This is a genomic window from Sphingorhabdus sp., assembly GCF_040079335.1.
In the GTDB taxonomy this organism is placed as follows: Bacteria; Pseudomonadota; Alphaproteobacteria; order Sphingomonadales; family Sphingomonadaceae; genus Sphingorhabdus_B.
In genome coordinates this window covers 1-26,831 of the sequence record NZ_JBEBKL010000041.1, presented here as the reverse complement: position 1 = coordinate 26,831, position 26,831 = coordinate 1, and the positions used below count along the sequence as shown (strand labels likewise).

The window sequence follows — 26,831 nt, the reverse complement described above, 5'->3', positions numbered from 1 at the left end:
AAATGGTGGAGCCTAGGGGAGTCGAACCCCTGACCTCTACACTGCCAGTGTAGCGCTCTACCAGCTGAGCTAAGGCCCCGAATGCCGCGCAACGGGGCGGCTATGCATTTCAGAGGCGCGCCTTTAGCCGCACTGCCCCCGGATTTGCAAGCGGGAAAATGGCATTACCACTCCCCCGCCCGTTTAAGCATTATTGTTCGTCGCCATCGCCTTCGGTTCCGGCAACACCAAGGTCGTCATCACCGCCAAGATCGACGTCGTTGTCGGGCGAAACATCGCCATCGACCGCGTCGACATCGATGTCGAGATCGTCGTCGCCCAGATCGGCATCGTCCTTTTTCTTTTCGATCTCTTCATAAGGCAGCGGCTGCTTTGATTTCAGCACCGGCTCAGGCGTCCACTGGTTGCCGCATTCGATGCATTCAACCGGTTCGTCCTTGGTCAGATCGTAGAATCGCGTGCCGCATTTCGGGCAAGTGCGCTTGGTTCCCCATTCAGCCTTCACCATGGTGGGCCTGTAATCCTTTCAAAATTGCGTGAAATGCGAGGTCGCAAAGGAGACTCGCTGCAAACAGGCGCCGCCCTTGCCACAGTGCAGACCGCCTGTCAAAAATTAGTGTAAGCGTTGACTTAAGGACGGTGTGAAAGCAAAGCACCTGACCTATGTACAGCGCCCTTCCCCGCCCCGCTTCCTTTGCCCCTCGCGGGCCGCTTCGCGGCTCGGTCAGGGTTCCCGGCGACAAATCGATCAGCCACCGTTCGCTGATGCTGTCAGCACTTGCCATTGGCGAAAGCCGGGTGTCGGGTTTGCTCGAGGGTGAAGATGTGTTGGCCACTGCCGCCGCAATGCGCGCGATGGGCGCGAGCATCGAGCGCTCTGGTGAGGGTGAATGGCGCATCCATGGCGTAGGTGTTGGCGGATTGCTCCAGCCGCAAAATGCGTTGGATATGGGGAATAGCGGCACCTCTACCCGCCTGCTGATGGGGCTGGTCGCCAGCCATGCGATCAGCGCGACCTTTGTTGGTGATGCGAGCCTTTCCAAAAGGCCCATGGGGCGGGTGATCGATCCATTGTCGCTGACTGGCGCGGAATTCAATGCGAGTCCCGGCGGGCGTTTACCTTTGATGGTGCGCGGAATTTGCCCTGCTATACCAATTAGTTATCGTCTTCCTGTGGCTTCGGCGCAGGTCAAATCGGCAGTGTTGCTGGCTGGGCTCAACACGCCGGGGATCACCGAAGTCATCGAGCCCGTGCCCACCCGCGACCATAGCGAGCGAATGTTGGCGGGCTTTGGCGCCGAACTGTCGATCGAAACCGGCGCGCAAGGTGTGCGCCATATCCGCCTGCACGGCGAGGCAGAGCTGAAACCCCAGACGATCGAAGTGCCGGGCGACCCCTCCTCCGCAGCCTTCCCGATTGTCGCCGCACTTATCACGCCCGGCAGCGAAGTCACCGTCACCCATGTCGGCATGAACCCGACGCGCACCGGCATTTTCAAAATGCTCGAGGCGATGGGGGCTGACCTCACCTATTCGAACGAGCGTGTGGTCGGCGGCGAACCCGTCGCGGATATCACGGCGCGGCATTCGGCGCTGAAAGGCATCGAGGTTCCGCCCGATGTTGCGCCGAGCATGATCGACGAATTCCCGGTCTTTTTTGTTGCCGCCAGCATGGCCGAGGGGCGCATGATCACCAGCGGTCTGGACGAATTGCGCGTCAAAGAAAGTGACCGGTTGGCGCTGATGGCGGCGGGGTTGACTGCGATTGGAGCCACGGTCGACGAGTGCGAAGATGGTCTGATCATCGATGGCAGCGGCGGCGCGCCATTGCCCGGCGGCGCGACCATTGCCAGCGCACTCGACCACCGCATCGCGATGAGCTTTGCGGTTGCAGGACAGAATGTGCGTGAGGCCGTGACCGTTGACGATGTGTCGCCGATAGCGACCAGCTTTCCCACTTTCGAAACAATGTTGGCAGGTCTGGCCGTCGCATGATCATCGCGGTTGACGGCCCCACCGCGTCGGGCAAAGGCACCATCTCCAAGGCGCTCGCCGCACACTATAAATTGCCGTGGCTCGACACCGGCCTGCTCTATCGCGCTGTCGGGCGGCAGGTGGCGCTCAATGACGGTGATGCAGACAGCCCTGTTGACGCTGTGGCGGCCTGCACTTTTCCCGACAGCCTTCTCGACGATCCCGTGCTGCGTGACGAGGCAACGGGCGGGCTTGCCAGCCGGGTATCGGTGCATCCGCAGGTGCGCGCCGCGCTCAATCAGCGTCAGGTTGATTTCGCCAACCAACCCGGCGGTGCGGTGCTCGACGGGCGCGACATCGGCACGGTGATCGCACCTTATGCCGACGTAAAACTGTTCGTCACTGCCTCCGCTGAAATCCGCGCCGAACGCCGTTTCAGGGAAATGCAGGGCCGCGGCGCCGAGGTCGACTATCAAACAATTCTTGCCGATATCCGTGCCCGCGACAAACGCGACACCGAACGCGCCGATGCGCCGCTGAAACCCGCGGAAGACGCGCACTTGCTAGATACAGGCGATTTGACTATAGGCGCAGCCGTTCAAGCCGCGATTGCCGCTGTGGAGCATAAGCTTCGGGGTGGTTGAACGGCGGGGCGCTGCAATAGCAAAGCGCCGTCACCCTGAACTTGGTTCACCGCTGGTGGACTTCGTCACAGGGTCCATTTCGCCACACAGACCGACGGTCTCAGTTGATGGATGGATGCTGAAACAAGTTCAGCATGACGATAAAGTGCTTTGCTAAGCCTCTTAAAACGAACGCTTTATTGGCATGGGGCCAATAGGGCAGTCTGGTCAAAGACCATCGGAACCAACCGATTGGCCGGATAAAGCGTAAGTAAGGAACTCTAACCATGGCAACTTCGCCTAACCCTACCCGCAACGATTTTGAAGCGTTGCTCAACGAATCACTCGGTGGTGCAGAAGGCGGCTTTGAAGGCCGCGTCGTCAAAGGCACCGTAACCGCAATCGAAAACGACTTCGCGATGATCGACGTCGGCCTCAAGAGCGAAGGCCGCGTGGCCCTGCGCGAATTCTCGATGCCCGGCCAGAAAGCCGATCTCAATGTCGGTGACGAAGTCGAAGTCTATGTCGACCGCGTCGAAAACATGAACGGTGAAGCCGTGCTGTCGCGCGATCGCGCACGCCGCGAAGCCGCATGGGACAAGCTGGAAGGCGAATTCGCCGCTGGCAACCGCGTCGAAGGCGTCATCTTCGGCCGCGTCAAGGGCGGCTTCACCGTCGATCTCGGCGGCGCCGTTGCGTTCCTTCCCGGTTCGCAGGTTGATGTTCGCCCCGTGCGCGACGTTGGCCCGCTGATGGATATCGCCCAGCCGTTCCAGATCCTGAAGATGGACCGTCGCCGTGGCAATATCGTCGTTTCGCGCCGTGCGATCCTCGAAGAAACCCGCGCTGAACAGCGTTCGGGCCTGATCCTGAATCTCGCTGAAGGCCAGATCATCGAAGGCGTCGTCAAGAACATCACCGATTATGGTGCGTTCGTTGACCTGGGCGGCATCGATGGCCTGTTGCACGTCACCGACATCAGCTACAAGCGCATCAACCACCCGTCGGAAATGATCAACATCGGCGACACTGTGAAGGTGCAGATCGTTCGCATCAACCGCGATACACAGCGCATCAGCCTCGGCATGAAGCAGCTGGAATCGGATCCCTGGGAAGGTGCCGTTGCGAAATATCCGGTGGGCGCTCGCCTGCATGGTGCCGTCACCAACATCACCGAATATGGCGCGTTCATCGAACTCGAAGCCGGCATCGAAGGCCTGGTCCATGTTTCGGAAATGTCCTGGACCAAGAAAAACGTCCACCCCGGCAAGATCGTTTCGACCAGCCAGGAAGTCGACGTTGTCGTTCTCGATGTCGATCTGGAAAAGCGTCGCATCAGCCTTGGCCTCAAGCAGGCTCAGGCCAATCCCTGGGAAGCATTTGCAGAAAAGCACCCGGTTGGCTCGACCGTCGAAGGCGAAGTCAAGAATGCGACCGAATTCGGTCTGTTCATCGGCCTCGATGGCGATGTCGATGGCATGGTCCACATGTCGGATATCGCATGGGGCATTTCGGGTGAAGACGCGCTCCACCTCCACCGCAAGGGTGAAATGGTCAAGGCGATCGTCCTCGATATCGACGCCGAAAAGGAACGCATCAGCCTTGGCATCAAGCAGCTCGAAAAGGGCGCGCCGACCGCAGGTGGTGCTGTTTCGTCGAGCGGCCTGAAAAAGGGCGCGACCGTTACCGTCACCGTCCTCGAAGTCCGCGATGGCGGCCTCGAAGTCCAGGCTGGCGAAGATGGTGCGACCGGCTTCATCAAGCGCGCCGATCTTGGCCGTGACCGTGACGAACAGCGCCCTGACCGCTTCCAGGTTGGCCAGAAGTTTGACGCCATGATCACCGGCTTCGACCGTTCGAAGAAGCCGAATTTCTCGATCAAGGCGCTGCAGCTTGCCGAAGAAAAGCAGGCTGTCGAGCAATATGGTTCGTCGGATTCGGGCGCTTCGCTCGGCGACATTCTTGGCGAAGCCCTGAAGGGTGCCAAGAAGTAAGACCTAACAAAGGTTATAGAGAGGGGCTGTTCCGTTATGGAACGGCCCCTTTTTTGTTGCCTTCCCGATTTTACAAATCGTCATAATGCCATTGTAAGCGCGGCACTTTTCTGTCACCATCTGCAATGTTGAGGGGTGAAACCGAGTCTGCGGGCCGGTTTGTTTTGGAGGCATTTGCCATGATCCGATCTGAGCTGGTCAAAAAACTAGAAGCCGAAAATCCGGGCATGACCGGCGAAGAGGTCGAACGTATCGTCGATCTCTTCTTCAATCAGATCATCCAGCGCCTTTCCGAAGGTGGTCGTGTGGAGATTCGCGGCTTTGGCGCCTTCTCGACCCGATCGCGCAACCCGCGCAAAGGCCGTAACCCACGCACCGGCGATGCGGTTGACGTTCCTGCCAAGCGCGTGCCCTATTTCAAGCCCGGTAAAGAAATCCGCGAGCGCCTGAACAAGTAACAATCGCAGTTTTCGATAACAGAAGTCTGGCATCGCGCCTTGTGCTGTGCCATGCGCCTTTGTGTGCGGACGTGGCGAAACCGGTAGACGCAACAGACTTAAAATCTGTCGCCCTTTGGGCGTGCGGGTTCAAGTCCCGCCGTCCGCACCAACCCCTTATTTGCGAATGCAGAGTTGCTCTCATGCGGGGCACCGCCTAGTCTTGCGCTATGCGCTGGCTTGCCCCGTTCCTTGCCCTTTTCCTTTTCGCCTGCGGCGCAGAATATGACGAAGTAAATGCGGGCGAAGGCAGCATCATCCGCGTGATGGAGGTCGATTCCCGTGGCCTTGATCCGCAGATAGTTTCTGACCTCGCCTCGACGCGTATCGCTGCAGACCTGTTCGAAGGGCTCACACGGTTCGATGCGACGGGCGCAGCAGAGGCCGGGCTAGCGGAGAACTGGCAAACCAGTCCGGACGGTCACGTCTGGATATTCCGCTTGCGACCGGGCCTTCGCTTTTCCGACGGACATCCGCTGACCGCCAAAGTGTTCGACAAGGCATTTCGCCGTATCCATGATGAGCAAAGCGGTTCACCCCATGGGGCCTTGTTCGGCGTGATCGAAGCCATCGAAGCCCCGGACGCGGAAACGGTCATCGTTCGGCTCAAAAACCCCTTTCCGCAATTGCCGGCTTTGCTCGCGCATCCTGCGATCGCAGCGCTCCCGTTTCACCGCGTTGATGCGGCGGGAGAAAAATGGGCGGCCGAACGCCCGCTGGTGACAAGCGGGGCGTATCGATTGACCGAATGGAAGCTGAGCCAGCAACTGACATTGGAAGCAAACCCGCACTGGCATGGCGGCGCGCCGAAAACAGCGCGCATTGTCTGGAAACCGATGGACAATCTCAACTCGGCGATGCGCCTTGTTCTCGCGGGCGGAGCAGACATCGTCGGCGAATATACCCCCGCGCGGCATCATTGGCTGCTCCAGAAACATCCCGCGATCGTCCGCAATTCGCCTTTCTTCGGCACCTATTATTTCGCTTTCAACACGCGCAAACCACCGTTTGACGATGCGCGCGTTCGCCGCGCGCTTTCCATGGCTATCGACCGGGACTGGATTGCCAAGCAAATGGTCGACGCGGGCAACATCCCGGCTTGGGGACTATTGCCCCCAGGACTGGACGGCGGTGACAGTTTCCGACCTGACTGGGCAGCGCAACCGCGCAACGAGCGTTTGCAGGCCGCGCGGGAAATACTCGAAACCGCAGGCTATGGCCCCAAACGCCCTTTGCGGTTTGAAATCCGTTTCAACAGCTCGACCGAACATCGCCGCGCTGCCGTCGCGATGGCAACAATGTGGCGCGACCTTGGCGTCGAGGCCAAGCTGCTCAACAGCGAGGCCAGCTTGCATTTTGACAGCCTGAAACGCGCCGATTTCCAGCTTGCCCGTTCGGGCTGGATCGCCGACCTGCCCGCGCCCGAAAACTTTCTGACGGTCCATATGAGCGAAACAGGTCCGCAAAATTATTCGGGCTATGCAAACCCGGATTACGACGCAGCCGTTGAGCGGGCGATGGCCGAGCCCGACGCAGTGCGTCGTGCAGGGTTGATGCGCGCGGCGGAAAGGATATTGATGGCAGATATGCCGATCCTGCCGCTCTATTTCTACGCATCGCGCTCGCTCGTGAGCCCCAAGGTTCGCGGTTGGCAGGACAATCCGGGCAACGTCCACCCCAGCCGCACGCTATGGAAAGCCCAATGAAGCGCGCTTTGGCCCTTTTCGGCGCGCTGCTGACCATGTCCGCCTGTTCGGGCGGGATCGACAACAATCGTCTGCGGGTCGATGTTGTCGAAGACAGCCCGCGTGAAATCGCGGTCGGGCGCATGCCGCTGTCGCCGGCGTCGGCCAATTTGCGCAATGCAACAGCACAAGGACTTGTCGCCTTTGATGCCGAAGGGCGCGTCGTTCCGGCGCTGGCCTCCCGCTGGATCGTGACCGATGACGATCTCGGCTATATTTTCCGCCTGCAAAAAACGCGGTGGAACAATGGCCGCGAGGTCCGTTCGGTTGAGGTGGCCGCTGCACTGAAAACCCGCGTTGCCGAGTTGCGCGGATCGCGATTTGGCGATGAGCTCGCCAAAATCGACAAGATCCTGCCGATGACCGGCAAGGTGGTTGAAATCCGGCTGAAAGCGCCGGTGCCAAATCTGCTGGAACTGCTGGCCCAACCCGAATTTGGCATGATCCACAAAGCCAATGGTTCGGGGCCGATGGTGGCCGAGCGCATTTCGGGAAGCCTGCAGTTGCGCAACCGGATCGACGAAATCGATGGCTCGATTGCCTTTGACGAAAAAAGGGTGATCCTCGCCGCGCACGCGCCTTCGCGCGCGCTCGCCCGCTTTGCGCTTGGGCAGAGCGATTTGGTGCTGAACGGGCGGTTCGAGCATCTACCGTTGCTGACCGCCACGGACGGCAATGAAGCCGGAACGCGTTTCGATGCCGTTCCGGGACTGTTCGGGCTGTTGGTAAAGGGTGATGGTCCCTTCCTGTCTAGCTCCTCCAACCGTGAAGCCATCGCTATGGCAATCGATCGCCCGCGCCTGCTTACCTCCTTTGGCATTACCGACTGGCGAGAAACGCTGACGCTCGCCCCCGAAGCACTCACCAACCGCGAACAATTGCCACGGCCAAGCTGGGCCAGCCAGAATGCCCAGCAACGCAAGGCCAGCGCGCGTTCGACTATAGCCGCATGGGAAGCGGCAAATGGTGGGGTGCGCCCGTTACGCATTGCCATGCCGCGCGGAACAGGCAGCCGTATCCTCTTCGCGCGCATCCGCAGCGACCTTGCAGCGATCGGCCTCGATGTTGAACGCGTGACCTATGCCCAAGACGCCGATCTCGTCCTTGTCGATCGCGTCGCGGATATTTCCAGCCCCGGGTGGTATCTTGACCAGATGTCGTGCCGGGCAACGCCGGTCTGCAGCGCACAGGCCGACCGTCTGCTCGATGAAGCACGAGGGGCCCTGACGCGCGAGGAGCGTATCCGACTTTGGGGTGAGGCTGAGCGGGAATTGATCGCCACCCGCAACTTCATTCCGATCGCCAACCCGGTGCGCTGGTCGCTGGTGCGCGACGGCCTGCTGGGCTTTGCGCAGAACCCGCGTGGATGGCATCCCTTGCAATATCTGGGGCACGACCCGACATAAGCGGATGAAGGAGGGCCCTATGCCCATTTCGCAGGACCAGTTAGACCAGATAGCCAAATCCTTGCCTACCATGAGCAGGGATCCGCATTCGGTGCGGCAGCGCGTTGAGGCGCTGGAGTTGTTGCTCGAACGCAGTTTCCATATTCCCGGCACCAAAATCCCGTTCGGGCTCGATTCGGTTGTCGGTCTGGTTCCGGTGCTCGGCGATCTGATCACCGCAGCCATGGGGGCCTATATGGTCTGGGAAGCCCGAAATCTGGGTATGTCGAAGTGGCAACTGATGCGCATGACCGCCAATGTCGGTATTGACACCGCGCTGGGTGCCATCCCGCTGGTGGGCGACGCGTTCGACTTCATCTGGCGGTCAAACAGCAAGAATTTGCGGATCATCAAGAAGCATCTCGATAAACATCACCCCGGCACACGGGTGATAGACGGCTAGCTGCCCCGCCAAATCTTGATCTGCGCGCTTGTCGGTGCACCGCGGGTAAAGGCCGGGCAGGCGCGCGGCTTGAACTTCTTATCGAGGCAGATGTGCACCTCCTCCAGCCAGCCCCGGCGGTTGGTTTTGACTTTGATCGCCTTCTCCGAAAGCCCCTCATTGTTGAGGGCAAATTCCTCGATCAGCTGTGCAACCGTCAGCGTGCCTTCCTTTTCGCCTTGCCGTGACAAGCGGTCCATGTCGGGAAATTCCATCGCATCGAACAACAGCCGCGCCGCGCCGAAATAGGTTTCAGGCTTGCGCGCCATGCAGGTGCCATGTTTTGCCCATTCGTGCTGGAGCAACTGCACCGAGGGTGTCATGCAGATATTCTGTGCCACAACTGCCCGAGACAGAGGCTCCGCCCTGCGGCACCATTGCGGATAATTTGGGCCCTTGGCTTCAGGCCATAGCCCGTGCAGCACAAAGCCGAATTCGCCCATCGACTTGTCACATTGCAGCGCATCAGCGGGGTTGTTCTCCCGACCCCGGCAATGTTCGCGGCTCCAGCTGAGCGCGAGAATATAGCCGTCAATCGCCGTGCGACGCACCTCTCTGGCTTCGGAATATTCAGGCTGTGGGCGCGGCAGGTTGGCGGCCGGGCGACATTGCCAAGCCTGGGCAAGCGCCGGTTGGTGCGGCGCCGAGGTTGCGAGCAGGGCTAGAAGCGCGAACAGGATCGAAAACCGTAGTGCTGAGCCTGTCGAAGCACGCCGTGCATCAAAGCGCCCTTCGACAAGCTCAGGGCTACGGTGATTCTTCGCGCCTGCTTCGTCAGACCACATCGAAATCCAGCCCGATATCGGCGGCAGGTGCGCTCTGCGTCAGTCGGCCGACCGAGATATAGGTCACACCGGTTTCGGCCTTGGCGCGGATGGTTTCTAACGTGACGCCCCCGCTCGCCTCTGTGGGTACGCGGCCATCGACCAGCTTCACCGCCGCTTTCAACTCCTCAACGTCCATATTGTCTAGCAGCAAATGCGTCGCACCAGCCGACAGGCCCGGTTCAATCTGCTCGATCCGGTCGACCTCCAATATGATGCGCTCAACGCCAGCATCCTTGGCGCGCCGGACCGCTTCGGCCACGCCGCCGGCGACGGCGACATGGTTGTCCTTGATCATCGCTGCATCCCACAGGCCCATGCGATGGTTGGTGGCACCACCCATCCGCGTTGCATATTTTTCAAGCAAGCGCAGGCCGGGGATGGTCTTGCGCGTGTCGAGCAGCGTGCAACCCGTGCCCCGGATCGCCATCACATAACGCCGCGTCATCGTCGCAATACCCGACAGATGCTGCACCGTGTTGAGAGCAGACCGCTCGGCTGTCAGCATCGCCCGCGCCTTGCCCCGAATCCGCATCAAGTCTGTCCCAGCCTCAACGCCGTGGCCTTCGTGCGCTAACACCTCTATCTCCATTTCGGGATCGAGATGGCGGAAAAAGGCCGCCGCTATCGGAAGCCCCGCCACAACAATCGGGTCACGGCTGTCCATTACTCCTGCAAAGCGCATATCAGCTGGGATTACGCTTTCTGAGGTGACGTCGCGCCCCGTCGGGCCAAGGTCTTCGGCGAGCGTAGCGCGCACGAAATCGTCAAGATCAAAGCCGGGAAGATCGAAGGCCATCATTTCTCTCCTCGCTCGGGCAGCTTGTTGATTGTGCCTTGCGCGGCTGCGCACAGCTTTTCAACGCCGTCGATCACGCAATATACCTCGCAGCGCGCAACCGATTGGGTGGAGCCTCCACTGATTGCTGATGCTCGAGCGATCAGTTTCTCACCAACCGCCGGACGAATATAGTTGATTTTCATTTCGCCCGTTACGATCGCCGTGCCCGCCAGCTTGGCGGCGCCTGCAAATGTCAGGGCATTGTCGGCCATATACGCAACCACGCCGCCATGCACGAAGCCGTGCTGCTGGCGGACTTTGTCGCTTATTTCGAGCTCGAGTTCGACCTCCTCCGCACTCCATTTGGAAAGTCTGGTCCCGATAAGCGCGCTGAAGGGCTGACTGGCGAGGGCGGCCTGGCCACGGGCCAGCATAGACGCCTTAACTTCTGAATTATCTGTCATCGTCGCAGCTAGACTGAAGTCGCCACCGTGGAAAAGCGGAATTTGCTACAACCTGCCTTTTTTCGCCAAAGCTTCCCGCGCAAGCTCTACCAACCAGGCCGGTGCGCTGACACCCGGATCGTCGGGCAGACAGATTAAGGCGATTGCACTGCCTTCCTCATATTCGGCCCATTTGCCGATACTGACCGATGCGGCGCGGCGAAATTCGCGCCCGTCGGGTCCAGTATAGGTGAATGCCAGACGGCGGCTCCGGCTTCCCGACATTTCGGCACTTCCGGCGCGGAATTTACGCACGATGCGTCCGGTCACAGGCACACCGCGACGGGCCAACTCCCCGAATTGTCGTCCTCGCCAGACGCCGAAGCCGACAAAAGCGGCTATCATCAGAAGGATCGGGATCAACCAAGTCATTATGTTGCTTTAACGGCGATTTGAGCAAAGAAAAAGGGACGGCAGCCAAAGCTCCGCCCCTTTTCGCGTGCATGCTTGCCCGCTTATTTGACGGTGACTTCAACCCGGCGTGCCGCCGCTGCGTCCACGGCTGCGTCAGTGGTCGCTTCTGGTTTCACCAGTTCGATCGCTGTCGCAGGGATTCCAGCTGCTTCAAGCGCCTTGGCCACACCCTGCGCGCGTTCTTTCGAAAGCCGCGCGTTGATCTCAGCATTGCCGGTCGGGTCGTTATAACCCGAAACCGCCAACTTTGCGGTCGGGTTCTTGTCGACATAGGCTTTCACATTTGCCGCGGCCGCAGCCAGATCGTTGGTGACGGCGGATTTGCCGCTGTCAAAATAGACCGTGAGCTTGGGCTTGCCCGCGACGTCGCTCGCGACCACACCCGCGCCTTGCGGAATGGCAGCAGCGGCTGTCGCTTCGCTTGCGACGGCATCGCCGGCGGCCGCGTCGCTTGGCGCATCGGCGGTTTCGCCGCCCGTTGCTTCGGTAGTGGTGCCATCATCGACCGGAGCGGTTGCTTCAGGTGAGCAGCTACGCATCAGGAAGAAGATCAAGGCTGCAAGCAAGGCAGCGAGCAGCAACCATTTGAGCCAACCAAGGCCACCACCGCTATTATCCTCATCCTCGTAGCTTGATGCCGCATAGGCAGGTGCCGCCGCAGCGGGAGCCGGTTCGGGCGCGACTGGTGCTGCTACCGCAACAGGTTCGGGTGTGGCTGTTGCCGCCGAGGCACCTACTGCCGCAGCGCCAAGACCTGCAGCTGCAAGCGGAGCTGCCGAGGCGTCGTCATCCTTGTCATCATCGCCGCCAACCGCGCTCGCCACAGCCGCTGCAGCGGCACCCGCTGCGCCAACCACACCGGCAACGCCGCCAAAGGTGTTGAGCAGACCGAAATGTTCGGCGAGCAGATAATAGACGGTGACACGGTTCTTGGTCCGGTCTTCCTTCATCCGTTGCCCGACAGCGGCGATCGCCGAATCGAGCACATCGTCGCCATCGGTCAGACCCAGCTTCTTTTTCAGGAAATTCTCGCGGACGCGGTCGGTTTCCTTCGAATCCGAAAATGCCACCAGCGAACTGTCGCGATTCTGCAGGGCGATGCCGCAATAACGAACGATCGCCTTTACTACGGTTTCATCAGCATCCGCCACATATTTGCGGACATCTGCCAGCCAGTCTTCAGCCATAAACGCTTCCTTCCATGCCATGTGCCGCTTATCTGCAGCACGGTTTTAGCCCTGCATGGCACAATGCCACACCCCAGGTTTCTAAAGAGCGCGAAGCCTATTTGGCCGGAGCCGGAACGCAAGCGACTTGCATCTGCGCGACTCCAAATTTTCAAGATTATACAATGATTTTCGGGCAAAGGCGAATCGAGTCTATGCCCTTGGTTATGGGCGCTACCAGGCGCTCCAGCCCTTGGCCTTCACCCAGGCTTCGACAGCTTCGACCGGATCACCATCCTTGCTACCCGGAACTGCGACGATGAATTTGCCATCGGGGCGGATCAGATGCACCTCGTCATAGGCGCCATCCTCCGGATTTTTCGGATAGAGATGCCGCTGCACCAGCAAATAACCGCGATACGGCCCGGTACGAACCAGCGCATGGATCGAACCATCGACCACATATTTCTCCGTGCCGGTCTTCACATTGATCTGGTGGATCGCCGCAGAGGTGACCCATGCTTCTGATTCGACATAAATGAATCCGCCGTTCAGCGAGAAGACCGGATTCCACAGCGCCGCCATATTCGCCTTGCGATCATCCGCAGGGCGGGGCTTGAACAAAATCCGCGCCTGTCCTGTCGGGCCGTCGGCGATCCACAACTGCGTGCGCGTATCGTCATAGGCCGGGGTGCCTTCGACCAGTATTTCGATGAAGGCGACGGTGCGGTCGTCGGGGGCGAGCGCGGCCTGTTTGAATTTGCCCGGTATGCTCAGCCGTGTAGGGCGGCCTTCGCCACTATAATAGATGACCTGCCCTTCGGCGGTGATAGAGACGTCGGGCTGGTTGGCAAAAGAAGGGCTAGCGAGCGCCAATCCTATTGTTGCCAAAGCTATTCGAAACCGATGCTTCATGGGTTGGGAGTGGCCAGATCCTTGCGCCCCAAATCCCCCTGCCCCACGGTCTTCGACGCCATCTCCAGCATCCGGTCGAGGCTCTTCTTGGCCGCCAGCCGCACGCCCTCATCCAAATGAATCTGCGGCTGCAGGTCGCGGAGCGCGAGGTAGAGTTTTTCGAGCGTGTTGAGCGCCATATAGGGGCAGATGTTGCATGCGCAGTTGCCGTCTGCACCGGGGGCACCAATGAAGTTCTTCTCCGGCAGCGCCTTTTGCATCTGGTGGATGATGTGCGGTTCGGTCGCGATAATTACTGTGTCGCCGGGTACTTCCTTGGCATATTTCAGGATGCCGCTGGTCGAGCCGACATAATCTGCATGGTCGATGATATGCGGCGGGCATTCGGGGTGCGCGGCGACGGGAGCGCCCGGATGCTGCGCCTTGAGCTTGAGCAATTCGGTCTCGCTAAATGCCTCATGCACAATGCACACGCCGGGCCACAGCAACATCTCGCGCCCGAATTTACGGCTCAGATAACCGCCCAGATGCCGGTCGGGGCCGAAGATGATCTTCTGCTCCTTGGGGATTTGCGCAAGGATGGTCTCAGCGCTGCTGCTGGTGACGATGATGTCGGACAGCGCCTTCACCTCGGCCGAGCAGTTGATATAGGTGAGCGCGATATGATCGGGATGCGCCTCACGAAAAGCCTTGAACCGACCCGGCGGGCAAGCATCCTCTAGACTGCAGCCGGCGGCCATATCGGGCAGGATCACGGTCTTTTGCGGGCTGAGAATCTTTGCCGTTTCCGCCATGAACTTGACCCCGCAAAAGGCGATGACATCGGCATCGGTTTCCGCTGCGCGGCGTGAAAGCTCGAGAGAGTCTCCGACGAAATCCGCCAGATCCTGAATCTCGGGCTTCTGGTAATAGTGCGCGAGGATGACGGCGTTGCGTTCCTTCTTCAGCCGGTTGATTTCGGCGAGCAGGTCAAGACCGGACAGGTTTTCACGGACGGGGGCGTTCATTTTCTAACTCCAATCGGGCGAAGCCAATCGCATACAATATAAGGGCTATGTGGCTTCGTGTCTTCGTGCGAGCAAATATTATTTCACGCAGAGGCGCAGAGATCGCAGAGAGTCAAAACCAAACCCTCTGCGTTCTTTGCGCCTCTGCGTGAAACAAAATCATTTCCCGACGATCTCTTCCAGCGGCGTCGATTCATCCCAGCGGGTTGTCACATCACCGCCAAGCTCATCGGCGAAATACGCCTCTACCGTGGCATCGAGCCCGGCGGCGCGCAGCGGGGCCTCGAAATTCTGTTTGATTGCGCGCTTGAAGGCATCGCGCGCCAACTTCATTGGGACTGGGCCATTGGCCTGTTTGCTCAGTTCTGCCAGCCCCTTGTCGCGGTTCACGCCGTCGAGCACCTCGTCGACATTGGTCAGGGTGCTGAGCACGCCGCCTTCGCCATATTCCTGTATAGTCTTGAGGTCGATCTGCGGATCGGCGGTTTTGATCGGCGGGATTTTGACGCGCAGCGTGCGGCTATTGGCGTCCCAGCGGACATCGTCTTCCTTCAGCGCTGCCAGATCGACCTCATACCGCACCAGCCCCTGCATGATCAGCGTCTTCTTTGCGCTGAAGCCGAAGCGGCTTTGTTCGCTGGTGACGACCGCCGCATAGTTGGCGGCAAAAGCCGACAGGACATTCTGTTCGCGCAGGCCCTGCAGGCTCGCGCTGGCAACGGTTTCGGGGGCTGGCCCGTCGCGCAACGAGCGGAAACCGTCCATCGCCCACCAGACTGCAAAGATGAACAATATCGGAGTGGCAAGCGCCGCCCCGCGCATCGCCCAGTTGCGCAGCTCGCCCTCTGTCAGGCCGCCAGCTGCCATGCCTCACCATCGAGCGCCACACGGCCCTGCTTTTCGAGATCAACCAGATGCGCGAGCACCGAGCGTCCCGCCGCGCCTTTCAGACGATGGTCGAGGCCCTTATACATTTCGGTGACCATATCGGGGATTGCCTGCGGCCCCTGTTCGAGCAAGTTCAATATCTGCCGCTCACGCATCCGCCTGTGGCCGATCATGCCGCGCACCAGCTGCCTTGGATTTTCAACCGCCGGACCATGCGCCGGGTAATAGACACGGTCTTCTCGGTCGTAGAGCTTTTGCAAGCTTTCCATATAGGCCGCCATATCGCCGTCGGGTGGACTGACCACGCTGGTTGACCATTTCATCACATGGTCGCCGGTGAACAGCGCACGGCTTTCAAACAGTGCATAGCAGAGATGGTTGCTGGTATGGCCGGGGGTCGCGACCGCCTCGATCGTCCAGCCTTCGCCCGAAATGCTCTCGCCATCGGCAAGGATGCGGTCGGGGGCATAGTCCGGATCGAAGGCACTGTCGGCGCGGGGGCCATCGTCGGCAATCGACAAAGGAGCACAGCCGATGATTGGCGCGCCGGTCAGAGCCTTCAGCGGTGCAGCAGCGGGCGAATGGTCGCGGTGGGTGTGGGTGCAGAGGATCGCTATGATCCGGGCATCGCCGACGGCGCGCAGGATCGCCTCGACATGGCCCTCCCCATTCATATCCCCATTTGTGACGTTGGCGGGATCGCCGATGCTAAGCCCGCTTCCGGCCGGGCCGGGATCGATGACCGCAATTTCGTTTCCGGCCCCGACAAGCCAGGTCTGCGTGCCGGTAAAAGTGTACGGCGAGGGGTTGGGCGCCAGCACGCGCCGCACCAGTAGCTCATGCTGCTCGGTTTCGCCTGCGTGGATGCTGTCGGGCCAGTCGCTCATGATTCGGCTATGGCCCATTGCGAACGGTCGCGGAAGGATTTTTGACGCATCATCCGCATGTCGTTCGCCGCCTGCTGTTGCTCGCTTGTCGAACAATGATGTCAAACATTCTCGACAGACATGTAAAGAGTGTTGGACAGCTTATTCATCATGGGGAGCATATCATGTCCACGAAACAGTCTTTTACCCGAACCCTGCAGGCATCCGGCATCGCCATTGCCTTCATGCTCGGCAGCGCACCGATCGTGGCACATGCCGAAGATGCGCCATCCGCAACCGCCTCCATTGCCGCAACGGAAACGCCGTGGGGCCATCCGGTCAATGACCTGACCCCGGACGCGGCGGTGCGTTATGGCGTTCTGCCCAATGGGATGAAATATGCCATCCAGAAGAACACCACGCCCAAGGGCGGCGGTTCGGTGCGGATGCGCATCGGCGTCGGTTCGATTGCTGAGGCAGAAAACGAGCGCGGCATCGCGCACTTGCTTGAGCATATGGCCTTCAATGGCTCGACCAATGTGCCTGAAGGCGAAATGGTCAAAATTCTCGAACGATTGGGTTTGGCCTTTGGCGCGGATACAAATGCGACCACAAAATTTGACGAAACCGTCTATATGCTCGAACTGCCGCGCAACGACGAAGCTCTGGTCGATTCCGCGCTGATGCTGATGCGCGAAACCGCGAGCGAATTGACAATTTCGCAAGGTGCGGTCGATCGTGAACGCGGCGTTGTTCTGTCTGAACGGCAGACGCGCAACAGCCCGGGGCTTCGGCAGTTCGAGCAGCAGATGCAGACGTTGATGCCACAGGCCCCATTCGGTAGCCGCTTACCCATAGGCACCGAAGACGTATTGAAAACAGTTTCCGCCGATACAATACGCAGCTTTTATCGACGTTACTATCGACCCGAAAATGCAGCCCTGGTCCTGGTCGGCGATTTCGACGTCGATGCAATAGAGGCCAAGATTAAATCGCGCTTCGCCGAATGGAAAGGCAAGGGTGATGCGGGCGCAGCGATGGCTCGTGGGAAAATCGATCCCGCCAAACCGTTCGAACTCTCTAACTTTGTCGATGCGGCGATTCCGGTACAGGCGGTACTTTATCGCATTCAGCCCTATGTCGCAAAGCAGGATAGCAACGCCTCTCGCCAGCAGGAAATCGTCGATGGCCTTGTTAGCGCAATGTTGAGCAAGCGGCTCGCCAAGCTCGCATTGAAAAGCGATACCCGTATTTCGGGTGGCTTTGGCGCGATCACCGAGCTGTTTCAGGCCGCACAAATGAATATGTTGATGGTCAATGGCAAAGAGGGCGACTGGCAAGGCGCAGCCACCACCGCCGAGCAAGAACTGCGCAGGGCGCTGATGCATGGGTTCACGCAAAGCGAACTCGACGAGGCCTTGGCCAATAGCGAAAACAGCCTGAAAACGGCGGCATTGCAGGCGTCTTCAGAGCAGAGCGGACAGATTGCCAACCGCATTGTCGATTCGCTGAATGACAAGGCGGTGGTTACGACATCTGCCTATCGTCTGGCCAGTTTCGCCCAGATGAAGCCTTCGATCACGCTCGCTGCGGTCAACGATACGCTGCGCAAGGCTTGGGCGGGCGGACCCAATTTCCTGCACATTTCGACCAAGGAACCAATAGGCGATCTGAAGACGACCGCGATGGCGCTGTTACAGGACAGTATGAAAGTTGCAGTCGAAGCACCGGCCGAGACTGTAGCCAAGGCATTCGCCTATGACGATTTTGGACCCGCAGGAAAGGTTACGAGCGATACGCGGATCGCTGATCTTGGCGTCCGAACGGTGAAGTTTGCCAATGGCGTGATGCTCAACATCAAGAAAACCGATTTCGAAGCGGGCAAAATCGCATTCGGCGTTCGTATCGGTCAGGGCCAGCAAGCCTTCCCCGCCGACAAGCCCGGTCTAGGTACGTTTATGTCATCGATGTCGCCACAGGCCGCGTTGGAAGCGCATGATTCGAACGAATTGCAAAAGCTGCTTGCCGGGCGCAACATCTTCAATCGTCTGGTCGCCGACGACGCATATTTTGGCGGATCGGGCACAACCACACCAGCAGACGCCGAATTGCAGATGAAGGTGCTGGCAGCTTACACGAAGGCGTTCGGATACCGCCCCGAAGCCGATACGCTTTGGAAGAATCTGGTGCCCGGCTTTACTGGACAGCTGGCCGCCAATCCTATCGGGATTTCGCAGACCAAATTGCCTCGCCTGATGGCGGGTGGCGACGGACGGATCGGGCTTTCAGAGCCGACCGAGATGATCCAGCGCAACACGGCAGAACTCAAAGCTGTTCTGCAACCTCAACTTGCTAGCGGCCCGATTGAGGTCAGTCTGGCCGGTGATATCGACGAAGCCAAGGCGATCGACATGGTTGCCCGCACCTTTGGTGCTCTGCCTAAACGTGGCGGGCTGGCAAAGCCATCTGATAAGGCGCTAAAAATCACCATGCCGACAGGAGGCGAACCAGTAACGGTGACCCACGCAGGCAAGGACGACCAGGCTGTGGTTTCGGTTCGCTGGGCCACAACTGACGACAGCGACATGCGGTCAGATTTTCTGCGCGACATGCTGGCGGATGTGATGCAAATCCGGCTGACCGATGTGGTGCGCGAAGAATTGGGGGCGACCTATTCGCCAATTACCCAGTCCTTTGCATCGGATGCATTCCCTGGTTTTGGCTATATCTCGGTCGATATTGTCGCCGAACCCGGCAAGATGGCGGCGGTCGATGCGGCGATTGGCAGGATCGCCAAGGAAATGCGCGATACACCGGTGAGTGACGATCTGCTCACCCGCGCTCGCAAGCCCTTGCTTGAAAAATTCGACAAGGACAGCCGTGAAAACGCCTTCTGGCAGTCGGCGATTGCCCAAGCACAGGGCGATCCGGTGCGGCTGGAGCGCGTGCGCAAGACGCGCTCAATGATCGAAACTGTGACCGCAGCCGACCTTCAAAAAATCGCCCAAATATATCTGACCGATGCCCGACGTAAGGATTTCCGCATCGTCAGCAAAGCGATCGCTGGACAGTTCGGAACGTCACCCAACTGACACAAGAAGGGGCGGATCATCAAGATCCGCCCCTTCAAGTTTGCGAAGCGATGCTGGGGAGCTAGCTTCGGAGAAAACCCCCTAATTGGCCGTTGTTGCTGAAATTGGTCAGGAGTCGCCGCTGGCTTCGGGCGCGTTCTTCAGTTCACGCTCCAGCTGCTCGATATTTTCCTGAAGGCTTTTCAGGACATCCTTGCGTACCGATTCGGGTATGTCCGCATCGCGCTTGATGCTCTCGCGGGCTTCTTTAAGGCCCTGAATAGCATGGGTACGGGCAATCTTGGCATGCGTCTTCGCACACATTGCAATTTTAACATTCGTTTTTTCGTCGCCGTTCCTACCTGCTACATTGGCTGTAACCAGATCGCCGTCATTGCATTTGAACTGCACCTTGCGCACGGCGACAGCCGGGGCACCTGGGGCTGCCGGAGGCATTGGGGGCATCACCACTTCGTCAACAACGAAGTGCATATGTTCAGCGCCAGCAGGATCAGCCAGCTTGCCGTCCCTATCGACGCGGATGAACGTTGCGGTCTTTTTTGAGCCATCGGTAGTCGCTTCAGCCGCGGCGCGGGAGGCCTCTGCATCGGCAACCATCTTGGCCACGTCTGCTTCGCTCATTTCCTTGTTCGATCGCAGGATGATCGTCTTGCCATCCTTTTCGATTTTTTTGACGAACGGCGTTTCGGCATCTCCAGCTATGTCGATTTCGACCGGCTTACCGCCTTGGTTTTTGACGATAACCACTTTGTGGTTGCGCACCTCGGTCGTCTTGTCGTCCCGACTCTCGGTGGACGCCGGTTCGTCCTGTGCAAATACGGGAACAACTGTAGCGGTCAGTGGGAGGGCAATGGCAGTTGCTGCCAGTATCGCCAGCTTGCCCGTCAACCGGCGACCCTTGCTGGTCTCGTTCATCATCAATCTCCTCAATCTCTGGATTATCGTTTTGGGATTATTGAGCGCCATCGCGAAAGCAGGCAGCCCTTCGGTGGCTGTGCGCGCAAGGGCACGGCCATAGCTTTGCCGGGTAGAGGCGTCGGCACCGGCGACAACGCGCGCATCACAGGCTGCCTCTTGGTCAAAACGGAAGGCGCTCCACGCCATCCATGCGAGCGGATTGAACCACATCAGGCACAGGAAGATGAAGGCTGCCATATTGGCGAACAGGTCTCCGCCACGATGGTGGGCCAGTTCGTGCGCCAGCGCGAGTTCGCGTTCGCGGGGGGAGAAAGTGCGGGTGAATTCGCGTGGCACGGCGACATAACGTTTGAGCAGGCCGAAGGCGAGCGGACCCGGAATGCGATCAGTCTGGATGATGCGGATGCCATCGATCACATCAATCTCACGCGCATCGCTCAACAATTCCTCACGCATCGCGGTATAACGATACATCTGCACAATGAAGAGCAAAGCCGCACCGCCCAGCCAGAGCGATAGAGCGACCATAGACCAGTCGATTGCCATTCCCGTTGTCGGAGAAACAGGCGCGCCGGTGGCAACAGCAGAAAGCGCTGCATCGCGAACACCCGCAACAATCGCACTGTCAGCAGGCAAAGCCGGAGCCCTAACCTCTTGGGTCAGGGTCGGCATGAACAGCCGTGCGGCGGGCAGTGCCCAGAGGAAATAGGCCGTCCCCGCCCCGAAATGGCGGGCGACAGGGGTCCGGATGAGAAGCACCAGCAACAGCAGCGCGCTGGTCGCCAGCAATGTATCGCTCAGCCATTCGGTCATGATTTCATCTCCCTCAGCAGCTTTTCGATTTCGGCAATATCATCGTCGCTCAGGCTCTGCTGCTCGGCGAGGTGCGCGACCAGCGGCATAAGCTTGCCTCCGAAAAAGCGGTCGACCAGACGGCGCGATTCGCGCGAGACATAGGCTTCGCGTTGAACCAGTGGCGAATAGAGGAAGCGGCGACCGTCGAGATGATGGCCGATGGCTTCTTTCGCAACGAGGCGCGAGAGCAGGGTTTTCACCGTTGCCAAAGACCAGTCGCGCTGGCGGGCCACCCTACCGGCAACATCGGTGGCGGTCAGGGGTGCTTCCTCCCAGAGAACTTCCATCACCGCCAGTTCTGCCTCGCTGATACGTTCGGACATCAGAATCACCTTACCTATGTTGCCCCATATTCGATTACAGGCGTAGTCATGTCGATTACGGATGTAAACCATCGCTTCGACAAACGACATCTGCCGGTGGATGAATGGCAAAAGGGGAAAGCGTGTCAAAATGTCGGCAAATTTTACAGCGCGGCAAAAGTTAACGCCGCCATAACCAACTAACACATTGTTTTTATTGCGCGTATCAAAACTGGCACGGGCACTGCATAAGGATAGATGTTCAACACCCACACGCCATGGACGGGTTGGTTGCTTAACTGGTCTCGCACCAACCCGTCCCGGCATTCCCCAAATCGTTAGTTGCGCTTAGGCAGCCAATCCATGTTTGGGATCGGCGCTGGCAATTGCGGACGGCATCGACGCCACCTTGTCACGCCAGGCTTTCAGATGCGCCGCATCGTCGGGCATGTTCTGCCCCACCATCGCGCCAAATTCGACCCAGCAGAACAAGGCGATGTCTGCGAGGGAGAAGCTGTCACCCGCCACAAAGGGTTGCGTTGCCAAAAGCGCATCCGCCTGCCGCATACCATCCTGCGCATAGGCCTTGTTGCCCGGCGCCGCTTCGGGAACGCAGAGCATCCGGTTCTCAAACATCGGCAGGCCTTCGGCGCTGCGAAAGCCGTTCATCATCGGGCTGCCGATGCTGTAATCGATATGGCGGATCGCGGAACGGACGGCAGCGCGCGCCTCGGGCGTTGCCCCTGCCAACGGCTTATCGGGAAAGCGCTCATCCAGATAGTCGCAGATCACCGTGGCTTCGGAAATCAGGCTGCCATCGTCAAGCTCAAGCACCGGAATGCCACCGCGCGGGTGCTTTTTCAGCCATTCGCCCTGCCGGTTCTCGCCAGCGCGGATGTCGACAAAGGCGCGGTCGATCTCAAGGCCTTTTTCGGCAAGGTAGAAGAGGACAACGCGGGGGTTGGGGCCAACTGACTGGTATAATTTCATCGTCGCACTCTCCTCTTTCGGTCAAAAATTCTGTCCGGCGTCCATCCCTGCCAATCGCGCCGACTGGTCCTCGGCGATCAGGGCATCAACCATTTCGGCAAGGCCGCCGCCTTCCAATATCTCGGGCAGCTTGTGCAGCGTCAGGTTGATACGATGGTCGGTGACGCGGCCTTGCGGGAAATTATAGGTGCGGATGCGCTCGCTGCGGTCACCGCTGCCGACCATCGCCTTGCGCGCCTCGGCCTCTGCCCCCTGCGCCTCCTCGCGCTCCTTTTCATAGATGCGGGCGCGCAGCACCTGCATCGCCTTTTCCTTATTCTTGTGCTGGCTGCGCCCGTCCTGGCAGGTGACGACGATGCCGGTCGGCGCGTGGGTGATCCGCACCGCGCTATCGGTGGTGTTCACATGCTGCCCGCCTGCGCCCGAGGCGCGATAGACGTCGATCTTCAGATCCTTGTCGTCGATATGGACATCGACCTCGGTCGGCTCGGGAAGCACCGCAACCGTGGCCGCGCTGGTATGGATGCGCCCGCCGCTTTCGGTCACCGGCACGCGCTGCACCCGGTGCACGCCGCTCTCGAACTTCAGCTTGGCAAAAACGCCCGCGCCCGAAACCGCGGCAACAATTTCCTTGAACCCGCCGACGTCGGAGGCGCTCATCGAAATCGATTCGACCTTCCAGCCCTGCGCCGCTGCATAGCGTTCGTACATGCGATAGAGATCGCCGGCGAACAACGCCGCCTCATCCCCGCCAGTGCCTGCCCGGATTTCAAGCATCGCCGAACGCTGGTTGGCGACATCGCGGGGGAGGAGGAGGATGGCGAGATCATGTTCGGCGGTTTCGATCCGCGCGCGCACGGCATCGATTTCCTCGCCCGCCATCGCCTTCAGATCGGCATCGTCCCCGGCGAGCATCTCCTCCAGCCCCGCCAGTTCGTCGCGCAACCCACGCAGGTCGGCGACGGCCTTCGCCACCGGCTCGATTTCCGAATATTCCTTCGACGCCTGCACAAAGGCGTCGCCCTCCAGCGTGCCGGACGCCATTCGCGCCTCAAGCTCGGCAAACCGCGCCTCGATCTGCGCGATGCGTTGGGGGGAAATTTGGGTCACGCTGGGCTAAACTCTTTGCCACCTTGATTGAAGGTCAATCCACCCAAACCATGAAGCAAACAAGCTTCGGTATAAGAAGCGCCATTTTCCGGTCGCTCGATCTCAACACGCTCGCGAACTGCCTCCTCACCTGTCTCCAAATGTTTTACCTTCAAGGTTCTGGATGCCAATTCGGCGTCGCCCACAATGATAACAGCTCGGGCATTTGCAGCGTCAGCTCTCTGCATGCGCTTTTTCACATTGCCCTTAAAGGCCATGTCGCAAAATAGGCCTTTGCGGCGAAGTTTGGCAATAAGGCTGGCGCAGTAGACTTCGGCTTGCACCCCTATCGGAATTAACACGTAGTCCGTTCTGGCTTTTTGGCCTCGCCCAGCCAACATAGCCAACCGCTCAATACCCGCAGCCCAGCCGACAGCAGGCGTCGCAGGGCCACCCAGATTCTCGATCAACCCGTCATAACGCCCACCGCCGAGCACTGTCCCTTGCGCGCCCAGCCGGTCGGTGGTGAATTCGAACGCGGTGTGGCGGTAATAATCCAGCCCGCGCACCAATTTGGCGTTGCGCGTCCACGCCACACCTGCGGCGTCTAAACCGGCGGTGACTGCGCCAAAGAAATCCTGCGCCTCGCCGCTCAAAAAATCGTCTATCCGGGGTGCTGCATGGGCGACACCGCGATCATCGGGGTCTTTGCTGTCGAGGATTCTCAGCGGGTTTTTCTCCAGCCGCGCGAGGCTGTCTTCAGAAAGCACATCTTTATGGTCGTTGAAATAGGCAATCAAAGCCGCTCGCCACGCATCACGGCTCGCCACATCGCCGAGCGTGTTCAACTCCAAAGTGACACCCTCATTAATGCCCAACTCGTGCAGCAACTGATCCGCCATCACCAGCAATTCAACATCGGCCTGCGGTTCCGCTGCACCGATAATCTCTGCATCAATCTGGTGAAACTGGCGATAGCGACCCTTTTGCGGGCGTTCGTACCGGAACAGCGGCCCGTGCGTCGTCACCTTCATCGGCGCATGTTGTTGCCAGCCGTTGGTGAGATACGCCCGCGCAATCCCGGCGGTAAATTCGGGCCGCAGCGTGACTGAATCACCGCCGCGATCATCGAAGGTGTACATTTCTTTCGACACCACATCGGTTGCTTCACCCAAGGATCGCGAAAAAACGGCGGTCAGCTCGATCACCGGCAGTTGCAGCCCCTTGAAACCATAGAGCCGCCGCACGCGTTCAAAGGTCGAGACAACATGCGCAAACCGCTCCTCGGTTTCGCCATACATGTCCTGCGTGCCGCGCACCGGCTGGGGGGTCTGAATCTTTGCCATGATGCGGGCGTCCCTAGCGGCTTTTTGTGGACCGGGGAATAGGCACAAATCCTCCCCATCGACTTGCGATGGGGAGGTGGCATCGCGAAGCGATGACGGAGGGGAATTGCATCGTCGCTGTCCCCTCCACCATTCGACGCTTCGCGCCGAACGGTCCCCCTCCCCATCGCAAGTCGATGGGGAGGATTATCACGGCAAACTTTGGTCGTAGCCCCCCCTATTCAGCCTTCCGTAAGCCGCAATATTCGACTAGGGGCCGCGCCAAACAACCATAAAGGCCTACTCCCATGCGTATCGACCTGATCCCTGCTGGTGATAATCCACCCGAAAGCCTCAATGTGCTGATCGAAGTTCCCATCGGCGGAGAGCCGGTGAAATATGAATTCGACAAGGCGTCTGGCGCGCTGTTCGTTGACCGTTTCCTGCACACCCCGATGCGTTATCCCGCCAATTATGGCTTTGTGCCGCACACGCTGGGTGAAGACGGCGATCCGCTCGATGCACTCGTCGTCGCTCGTTCGCCGATTGTTGCGGGCGCCGTCGTTAAGTGCCGCCCAGTCGGCGTGCTGATGATGGAAGACGACGCTGGCGGCGATGAGAAGCTGCTCTGCGTACCCGTGAACAAGACTTTCCCTTATTACGCAGACGTCGTGACCTATAAGGATATGCCGCCGATCGTGCTGCAGCAGATCGAGCATTTCTTCACCCACTATAAAGACCTTGAGCCCGGCAAATGGGCCAAGCTCAATGGCTGGGGCGATGTCGGCGAGGCCAAGCGCATCATCGTCGAATGCGTCGAGCGTGCCAGGGAACATGGCGTATGAAGCGGGCGATGCTGGTTCCAGCGATTGCGCTGGCGCTCGGCGCTTGTGCGACCCCGGAAACGCGCATCCGCACCGCGCTGACCGATGCTGGGCTATCGAAGCCGATTGCGGGCTGCATGGCCGATCGTATGGTCGACCGGCTGTCGCTGTTCCAGCTCAACAAGCTCAACGGCCTCAAGAAATTGCAGGGCAAAAAGGCGAGCCAGATCACCATCGAGGAGTTCGTCAAGCGCACCAGGGCGCTGCAGGATCCGGAGATTTTGGGCGTGGTGACTTCGTCGGGCGTGATCTGCGCGATCAAAAGCTGAAGCGATAGGAATGTAGCGGAGCACGGATTTCCGTTACGTCATCCTCTTGACACTGCTATGTTATGTTGTATCATTAACTCGCGACTATCGGCCCGGATCGGCTGATTCGCATTCGCTCCGGGCCGGTAGCCGCACAGCTACAGGAGAGGAGCTGCAATGAGTTACGCATCCGAAAACAAACGCCCCAACCCCATGAGCATGGCGCTCGCCATCGGGCTGAATGGCAGCATCATCCTGGCGGTCGCGCTGTCGCCAGTGGTGGTCGAACAGATCAAGCGCGATCCGTTTATCGGCGAGGCCATCGATATCGAACCTCTGCCGCCCAAGGTGGACGAGAAGAAGCCGGACACCGACACCAAGCCGATCAAGGACGATGTCTATGTGCCGCCGATCAAAACCGATACGCAAACAGAAAACGATAACGACATTCGCACCGGTACCACCGAAACGGACACTTTCACCAATGTTGATGGAAAGAGCGGTGGCGAAATCCACTTTCAGGATCCGATCGTCGAACCGCCTGCCCCGATCTTCCGCGCAGCCAGCCGCGATCCGCGCTTTGCCCGCGATTTCCAGCCCGACTATCCGTCAGGTCTGCTGCAAAAGGAAATCGAGGGCAGCGCATCGATCCGCGTTCTAATCGGCACTGATGGCCGTGTGCGCGAGGCGCAGGTGGTGCGGGCGACCCACCCCGATTTCGGCAGAGCGACGGTGAAACAGGCTTTGAAGGCATGGCGCTTCACGCCTGCTATGCGCGGGGATGTTCCGGTTGAGGACTGGCAGACGCTGAGCGTGCGGTTCACGATCGATTGATACGCTACTTCCCCCCCCTCCCGTTTACGGGAGGGGCCGGGGGAGGGCCTGTGAGGGCACAAGGCTCGCTTCGCTCGCCCCCTCCCCGGTGGTCGCCGACGCGGTCGCCGCGCTCCAGGAGGACGTGGGCCGTCTCCGCGCCGACCTGAAGCGGCGGGACATCGACGAACTCGGCACGATGAAACCGTGGCTCAGCACTAAGTTGCCGAA

Annotated in this window: 27 protein-coding genes and 2 tRNA genes; 13 read left to right on the top strand and 16 right to left on the bottom strand. The window is 59.4% G+C overall.

Features of this window, described 5'->3' with window-relative positions:
* Nucleotides 1-3: 3 nt before the first annotated feature.
* Together ABL922_RS11280 and ABL922_RS11275 are read right to left on the bottom strand one after the other, a co-directional pair.
* A tRNA-Ala gene (locus ABL922_RS11280) sits at nucleotides 4-79 on the bottom strand.
* Between the two features lie 111 nt (nucleotides 80-190).
* A complete protein-coding gene (locus ABL922_RS11275) occupies nucleotides 191-508 on the bottom strand; it encodes an FYDLN acid domain-containing protein (RefSeq protein WP_349024312.1) in 318 nt (105 codons plus the stop codon).
* A 155-nt stretch (nucleotides 509-663) separates the two neighbouring features.
* Here ABL922_RS11275 and aroA point away from each other — a divergent pair, with 155 nt between their 5' ends.
* The 8 genes from aroA (at nucleotide 664) to ABL922_RS11235 (ending at nucleotide 8,681) form a co-directional block, all read left to right on the top strand.
* Nucleotides 664-1,995, top strand: coding sequence for a 3-phosphoshikimate 1-carboxyvinyltransferase (aroA, locus tag ABL922_RS11270; protein ID WP_349024311.1), 1,332 nt, complete (start codon nucleotides 664-666; stop codon nucleotides 1,993-1,995).
* Nucleotides 1,992-2,618 (top strand): d(CMP) kinase, encoded by a 627-nt coding sequence (locus ABL922_RS11265; protein WP_349024310.1) that lies wholly within the window; start codon nucleotides 1,992-1,994, stop codon nucleotides 2,616-2,618. The genes aroA and ABL922_RS11265 overlap by 4 nt, the downstream gene beginning before the upstream one ends.
* A 266-nt stretch (nucleotides 2,619-2,884) precedes the next feature.
* Entirely contained in the window at nucleotides 2,885-4,591 is a 1,707-nt protein-coding gene (gene rpsA / locus ABL922_RS11260; protein ID WP_349024309.1) for a 30S ribosomal protein S1, read from the top strand.
* A 179-nt stretch (nucleotides 4,592-4,770) separates the two neighbouring features.
* Nucleotides 4,771-5,049, top strand: coding sequence for an integration host factor subunit beta (locus ABL922_RS11255; RefSeq protein ID WP_349024308.1), 279 nt, complete (start codon nucleotides 4,771-4,773; stop codon nucleotides 5,047-5,049).
* A gap of 65 nt (nucleotides 5,050-5,114) precedes the next feature.
* A tRNA-Leu gene (locus ABL922_RS11250) sits at nucleotides 5,115-5,200 on the top strand.
* Between the two features lie 58 nt (nucleotides 5,201-5,258).
* A complete protein-coding gene (locus tag ABL922_RS11245; RefSeq protein WP_349024307.1) occupies nucleotides 5,259-6,794 on the top strand; it encodes a peptide ABC transporter substrate-binding protein in 1,536 nt (511 codons plus the stop codon).
* The gene (locus ABL922_RS11240) at nucleotides 6,791-8,239 is read left to right on the top strand and encodes an ABC transporter substrate-binding protein (RefSeq protein WP_349024306.1); all 1,449 of its coding nucleotides are present in this window, start codon (nucleotides 6,791-6,793) and stop codon (nucleotides 8,237-8,239) included. The genes ABL922_RS11245 and ABL922_RS11240 overlap by 4 nt, the downstream gene beginning before the upstream one ends.
* Before the next feature lie 19 nt (nucleotides 8,240-8,258).
* Nucleotides 8,259-8,681, top strand: a complete 423-nt coding sequence (locus tag ABL922_RS11235; RefSeq protein ID WP_349024305.1) for a DUF4112 domain-containing protein — start codon at nucleotides 8,259-8,261, stop codon at nucleotides 8,679-8,681.
* Here the strand turns inward: ABL922_RS11235 and ABL922_RS11230 are convergent.
* From ABL922_RS11230 to ABL922_RS11190, 9 genes are all read right to left on the bottom strand, one after another.
* A complete protein-coding gene (locus tag ABL922_RS11230; RefSeq protein WP_349024304.1) occupies nucleotides 8,678-9,505 on the bottom strand; it encodes a ribonuclease T in 828 nt (275 codons plus the stop codon). The two genes, ABL922_RS11235 and ABL922_RS11230, sit on opposite strands and share 4 nt — an antisense overlap.
* A complete protein-coding gene (gene nadC, locus ABL922_RS11225; protein ID WP_349024313.1) occupies nucleotides 9,495-10,343 on the bottom strand; it encodes a carboxylating nicotinate-nucleotide diphosphorylase in 849 nt (282 codons plus the stop codon). The genes ABL922_RS11230 and nadC overlap by 11 nt, the downstream gene beginning before the upstream one ends.
* Nucleotides 10,343-10,789 carry a PaaI family thioesterase gene (locus ABL922_RS11220; protein WP_349024303.1) on the bottom strand — a complete coding sequence of 149 codons (447 nt, stop codon included), beginning with the start codon at nucleotides 10,787-10,789 and terminating at the stop codon, nucleotides 10,343-10,345. The genes nadC and ABL922_RS11220 overlap by 1 nt, the downstream gene beginning before the upstream one ends.
* 45 nt (nucleotides 10,790-10,834) lie before the next feature.
* Nucleotides 10,835-11,200: a DUF3592 domain-containing protein gene (locus ABL922_RS11215; protein ID WP_349024302.1), complete on the bottom strand. Its 366-nt coding sequence runs from the start codon at nucleotides 11,198-11,200 to the stop codon at nucleotides 10,835-10,837.
* Nucleotides 11,201-11,283: 83 nt separating this feature from the next.
* Nucleotides 11,284-12,429, bottom strand: coding sequence for a DUF2853 family protein (locus ABL922_RS11210; RefSeq protein ID WP_349024301.1), 1,146 nt, complete (start codon nucleotides 12,427-12,429; stop codon nucleotides 11,284-11,286).
* Between the two features lie 213 nt (nucleotides 12,430-12,642).
* Complete coding sequence (locus tag ABL922_RS11205; protein ID WP_349024300.1) at nucleotides 12,643-13,323, bottom strand: hypothetical protein; 681 nt, start codon at nucleotides 13,321-13,323, stop codon at nucleotides 12,643-12,645.
* Complete coding sequence (gene nadA / locus ABL922_RS11200; RefSeq protein ID WP_349024299.1) at nucleotides 13,320-14,330, bottom strand: quinolinate synthase NadA; 1,011 nt, start codon at nucleotides 14,328-14,330, stop codon at nucleotides 13,320-13,322. Before nadA ends, ABL922_RS11205 begins: the two co-directional genes overlap by 4 nt.
* A 159-nt stretch (nucleotides 14,331-14,489) precedes the next feature.
* Entirely contained in the window at nucleotides 14,490-15,197 is a 708-nt protein-coding gene (locus ABL922_RS11195; RefSeq protein ID WP_349024298.1) for a DUF4230 domain-containing protein, read from the bottom strand.
* The gene (locus ABL922_RS11190; RefSeq protein ID WP_349024297.1) at nucleotides 15,179-16,105 is read right to left on the bottom strand and encodes an MBL fold metallo-hydrolase; all 927 of its coding nucleotides are present in this window, start codon (nucleotides 16,103-16,105) and stop codon (nucleotides 15,179-15,181) included. Before ABL922_RS11190 ends, ABL922_RS11195 begins: the two co-directional genes overlap by 19 nt.
* A gap of 164 nt (nucleotides 16,106-16,269) precedes the next feature.
* On the opposite strand from ABL922_RS11190, the gene ABL922_RS11185 reads away from it, so the two are divergent.
* Nucleotides 16,270-19,176 (top strand): insulinase family protein, encoded by a 2,907-nt coding sequence (locus ABL922_RS11185; protein ID WP_349024296.1) that lies wholly within the window; start codon nucleotides 16,270-16,272, stop codon nucleotides 19,174-19,176.
* 108 nt (nucleotides 19,177-19,284) lie between these two features.
* On the opposite strand, the gene ABL922_RS11180 is transcribed toward ABL922_RS11185, so the two are convergent.
* Nucleotides 19,285-20,907 (bottom strand): M56 family metallopeptidase, encoded by a 1,623-nt coding sequence (locus tag ABL922_RS11180; RefSeq protein WP_349024295.1) that lies wholly within the window; start codon nucleotides 20,905-20,907, stop codon nucleotides 19,285-19,287.
* A complete protein-coding gene (locus ABL922_RS11175) occupies nucleotides 20,904-21,272 on the bottom strand; it encodes a BlaI/MecI/CopY family transcriptional regulator (protein WP_349024294.1) in 369 nt (122 codons plus the stop codon). The genes ABL922_RS11180 and ABL922_RS11175 overlap by 4 nt, the downstream gene beginning before the upstream one ends.
* 48 nt (nucleotides 21,273-21,320) lie before the next feature.
* Here ABL922_RS11175 and ABL922_RS11170 point away from each other — a divergent pair, with 48 nt between their 5' ends.
* Nucleotides 21,321-21,455 carry a hypothetical protein gene (locus ABL922_RS11170; RefSeq protein ID WP_349024293.1) on the top strand — a complete coding sequence of 45 codons (135 nt, stop codon included), beginning with the start codon at nucleotides 21,321-21,323 and terminating at the stop codon, nucleotides 21,453-21,455.
* Nucleotides 21,456-21,599: 144 nt separating this feature from the next.
* On the opposite strand, the gene ABL922_RS11165 is transcribed toward ABL922_RS11170, so the two are convergent.
* Genes ABL922_RS11165 through hisS form a run of 3 tightly spaced genes read right to left on the bottom strand, consistent with a single transcriptional unit; the run spans nucleotide 21,600 to nucleotide 24,676 of the window.
* The gene (locus ABL922_RS11165) at nucleotides 21,600-22,241 is read right to left on the bottom strand and encodes a glutathione S-transferase family protein (protein WP_349024292.1); all 642 of its coding nucleotides are present in this window, start codon (nucleotides 22,239-22,241) and stop codon (nucleotides 21,600-21,602) included.
* Nucleotides 22,242-22,262: 21 nt separating this feature from the next.
* A complete protein-coding gene (gene prfA / locus ABL922_RS11160; protein WP_349024291.1) occupies nucleotides 22,263-23,351 on the bottom strand; it encodes a peptide chain release factor 1 in 1,089 nt (362 codons plus the stop codon).
* Nucleotides 23,348-24,676 (bottom strand): histidine--tRNA ligase, encoded by a 1,329-nt coding sequence (gene hisS, locus ABL922_RS11155; protein ID WP_349024290.1) that lies wholly within the window; start codon nucleotides 24,674-24,676, stop codon nucleotides 23,348-23,350. Before hisS ends, prfA begins: the two co-directional genes overlap by 4 nt.
* Before the next feature lie 287 nt (nucleotides 24,677-24,963).
* Here hisS and ppa point away from each other — a divergent pair, with 287 nt between their 5' ends.
* From ppa to ABL922_RS11140, 3 genes are all read left to right on the top strand, one after another.
* On the top strand, nucleotides 24,964-25,500 hold the full coding sequence (gene ppa, locus ABL922_RS11150; RefSeq protein WP_349024289.1) for an inorganic diphosphatase: 537 nt from the start codon (nucleotides 24,964-24,966) through the stop codon (nucleotides 25,498-25,500).
* On the top strand, nucleotides 25,497-25,808 hold the full coding sequence (locus ABL922_RS11145) for a hypothetical protein (RefSeq protein ID WP_349024288.1): 312 nt from the start codon (nucleotides 25,497-25,499) through the stop codon (nucleotides 25,806-25,808). Before ppa ends, ABL922_RS11145 begins: the two co-directional genes overlap by 4 nt.
* Before the next feature lie 156 nt (nucleotides 25,809-25,964).
* Nucleotides 25,965-26,621, top strand: coding sequence for a TonB family protein (locus ABL922_RS11140; protein WP_349024287.1), 657 nt, complete (start codon nucleotides 25,965-25,967; stop codon nucleotides 26,619-26,621).
* The last annotated feature ends 210 nt before the right edge of the window (nucleotides 26,622-26,831 follow it).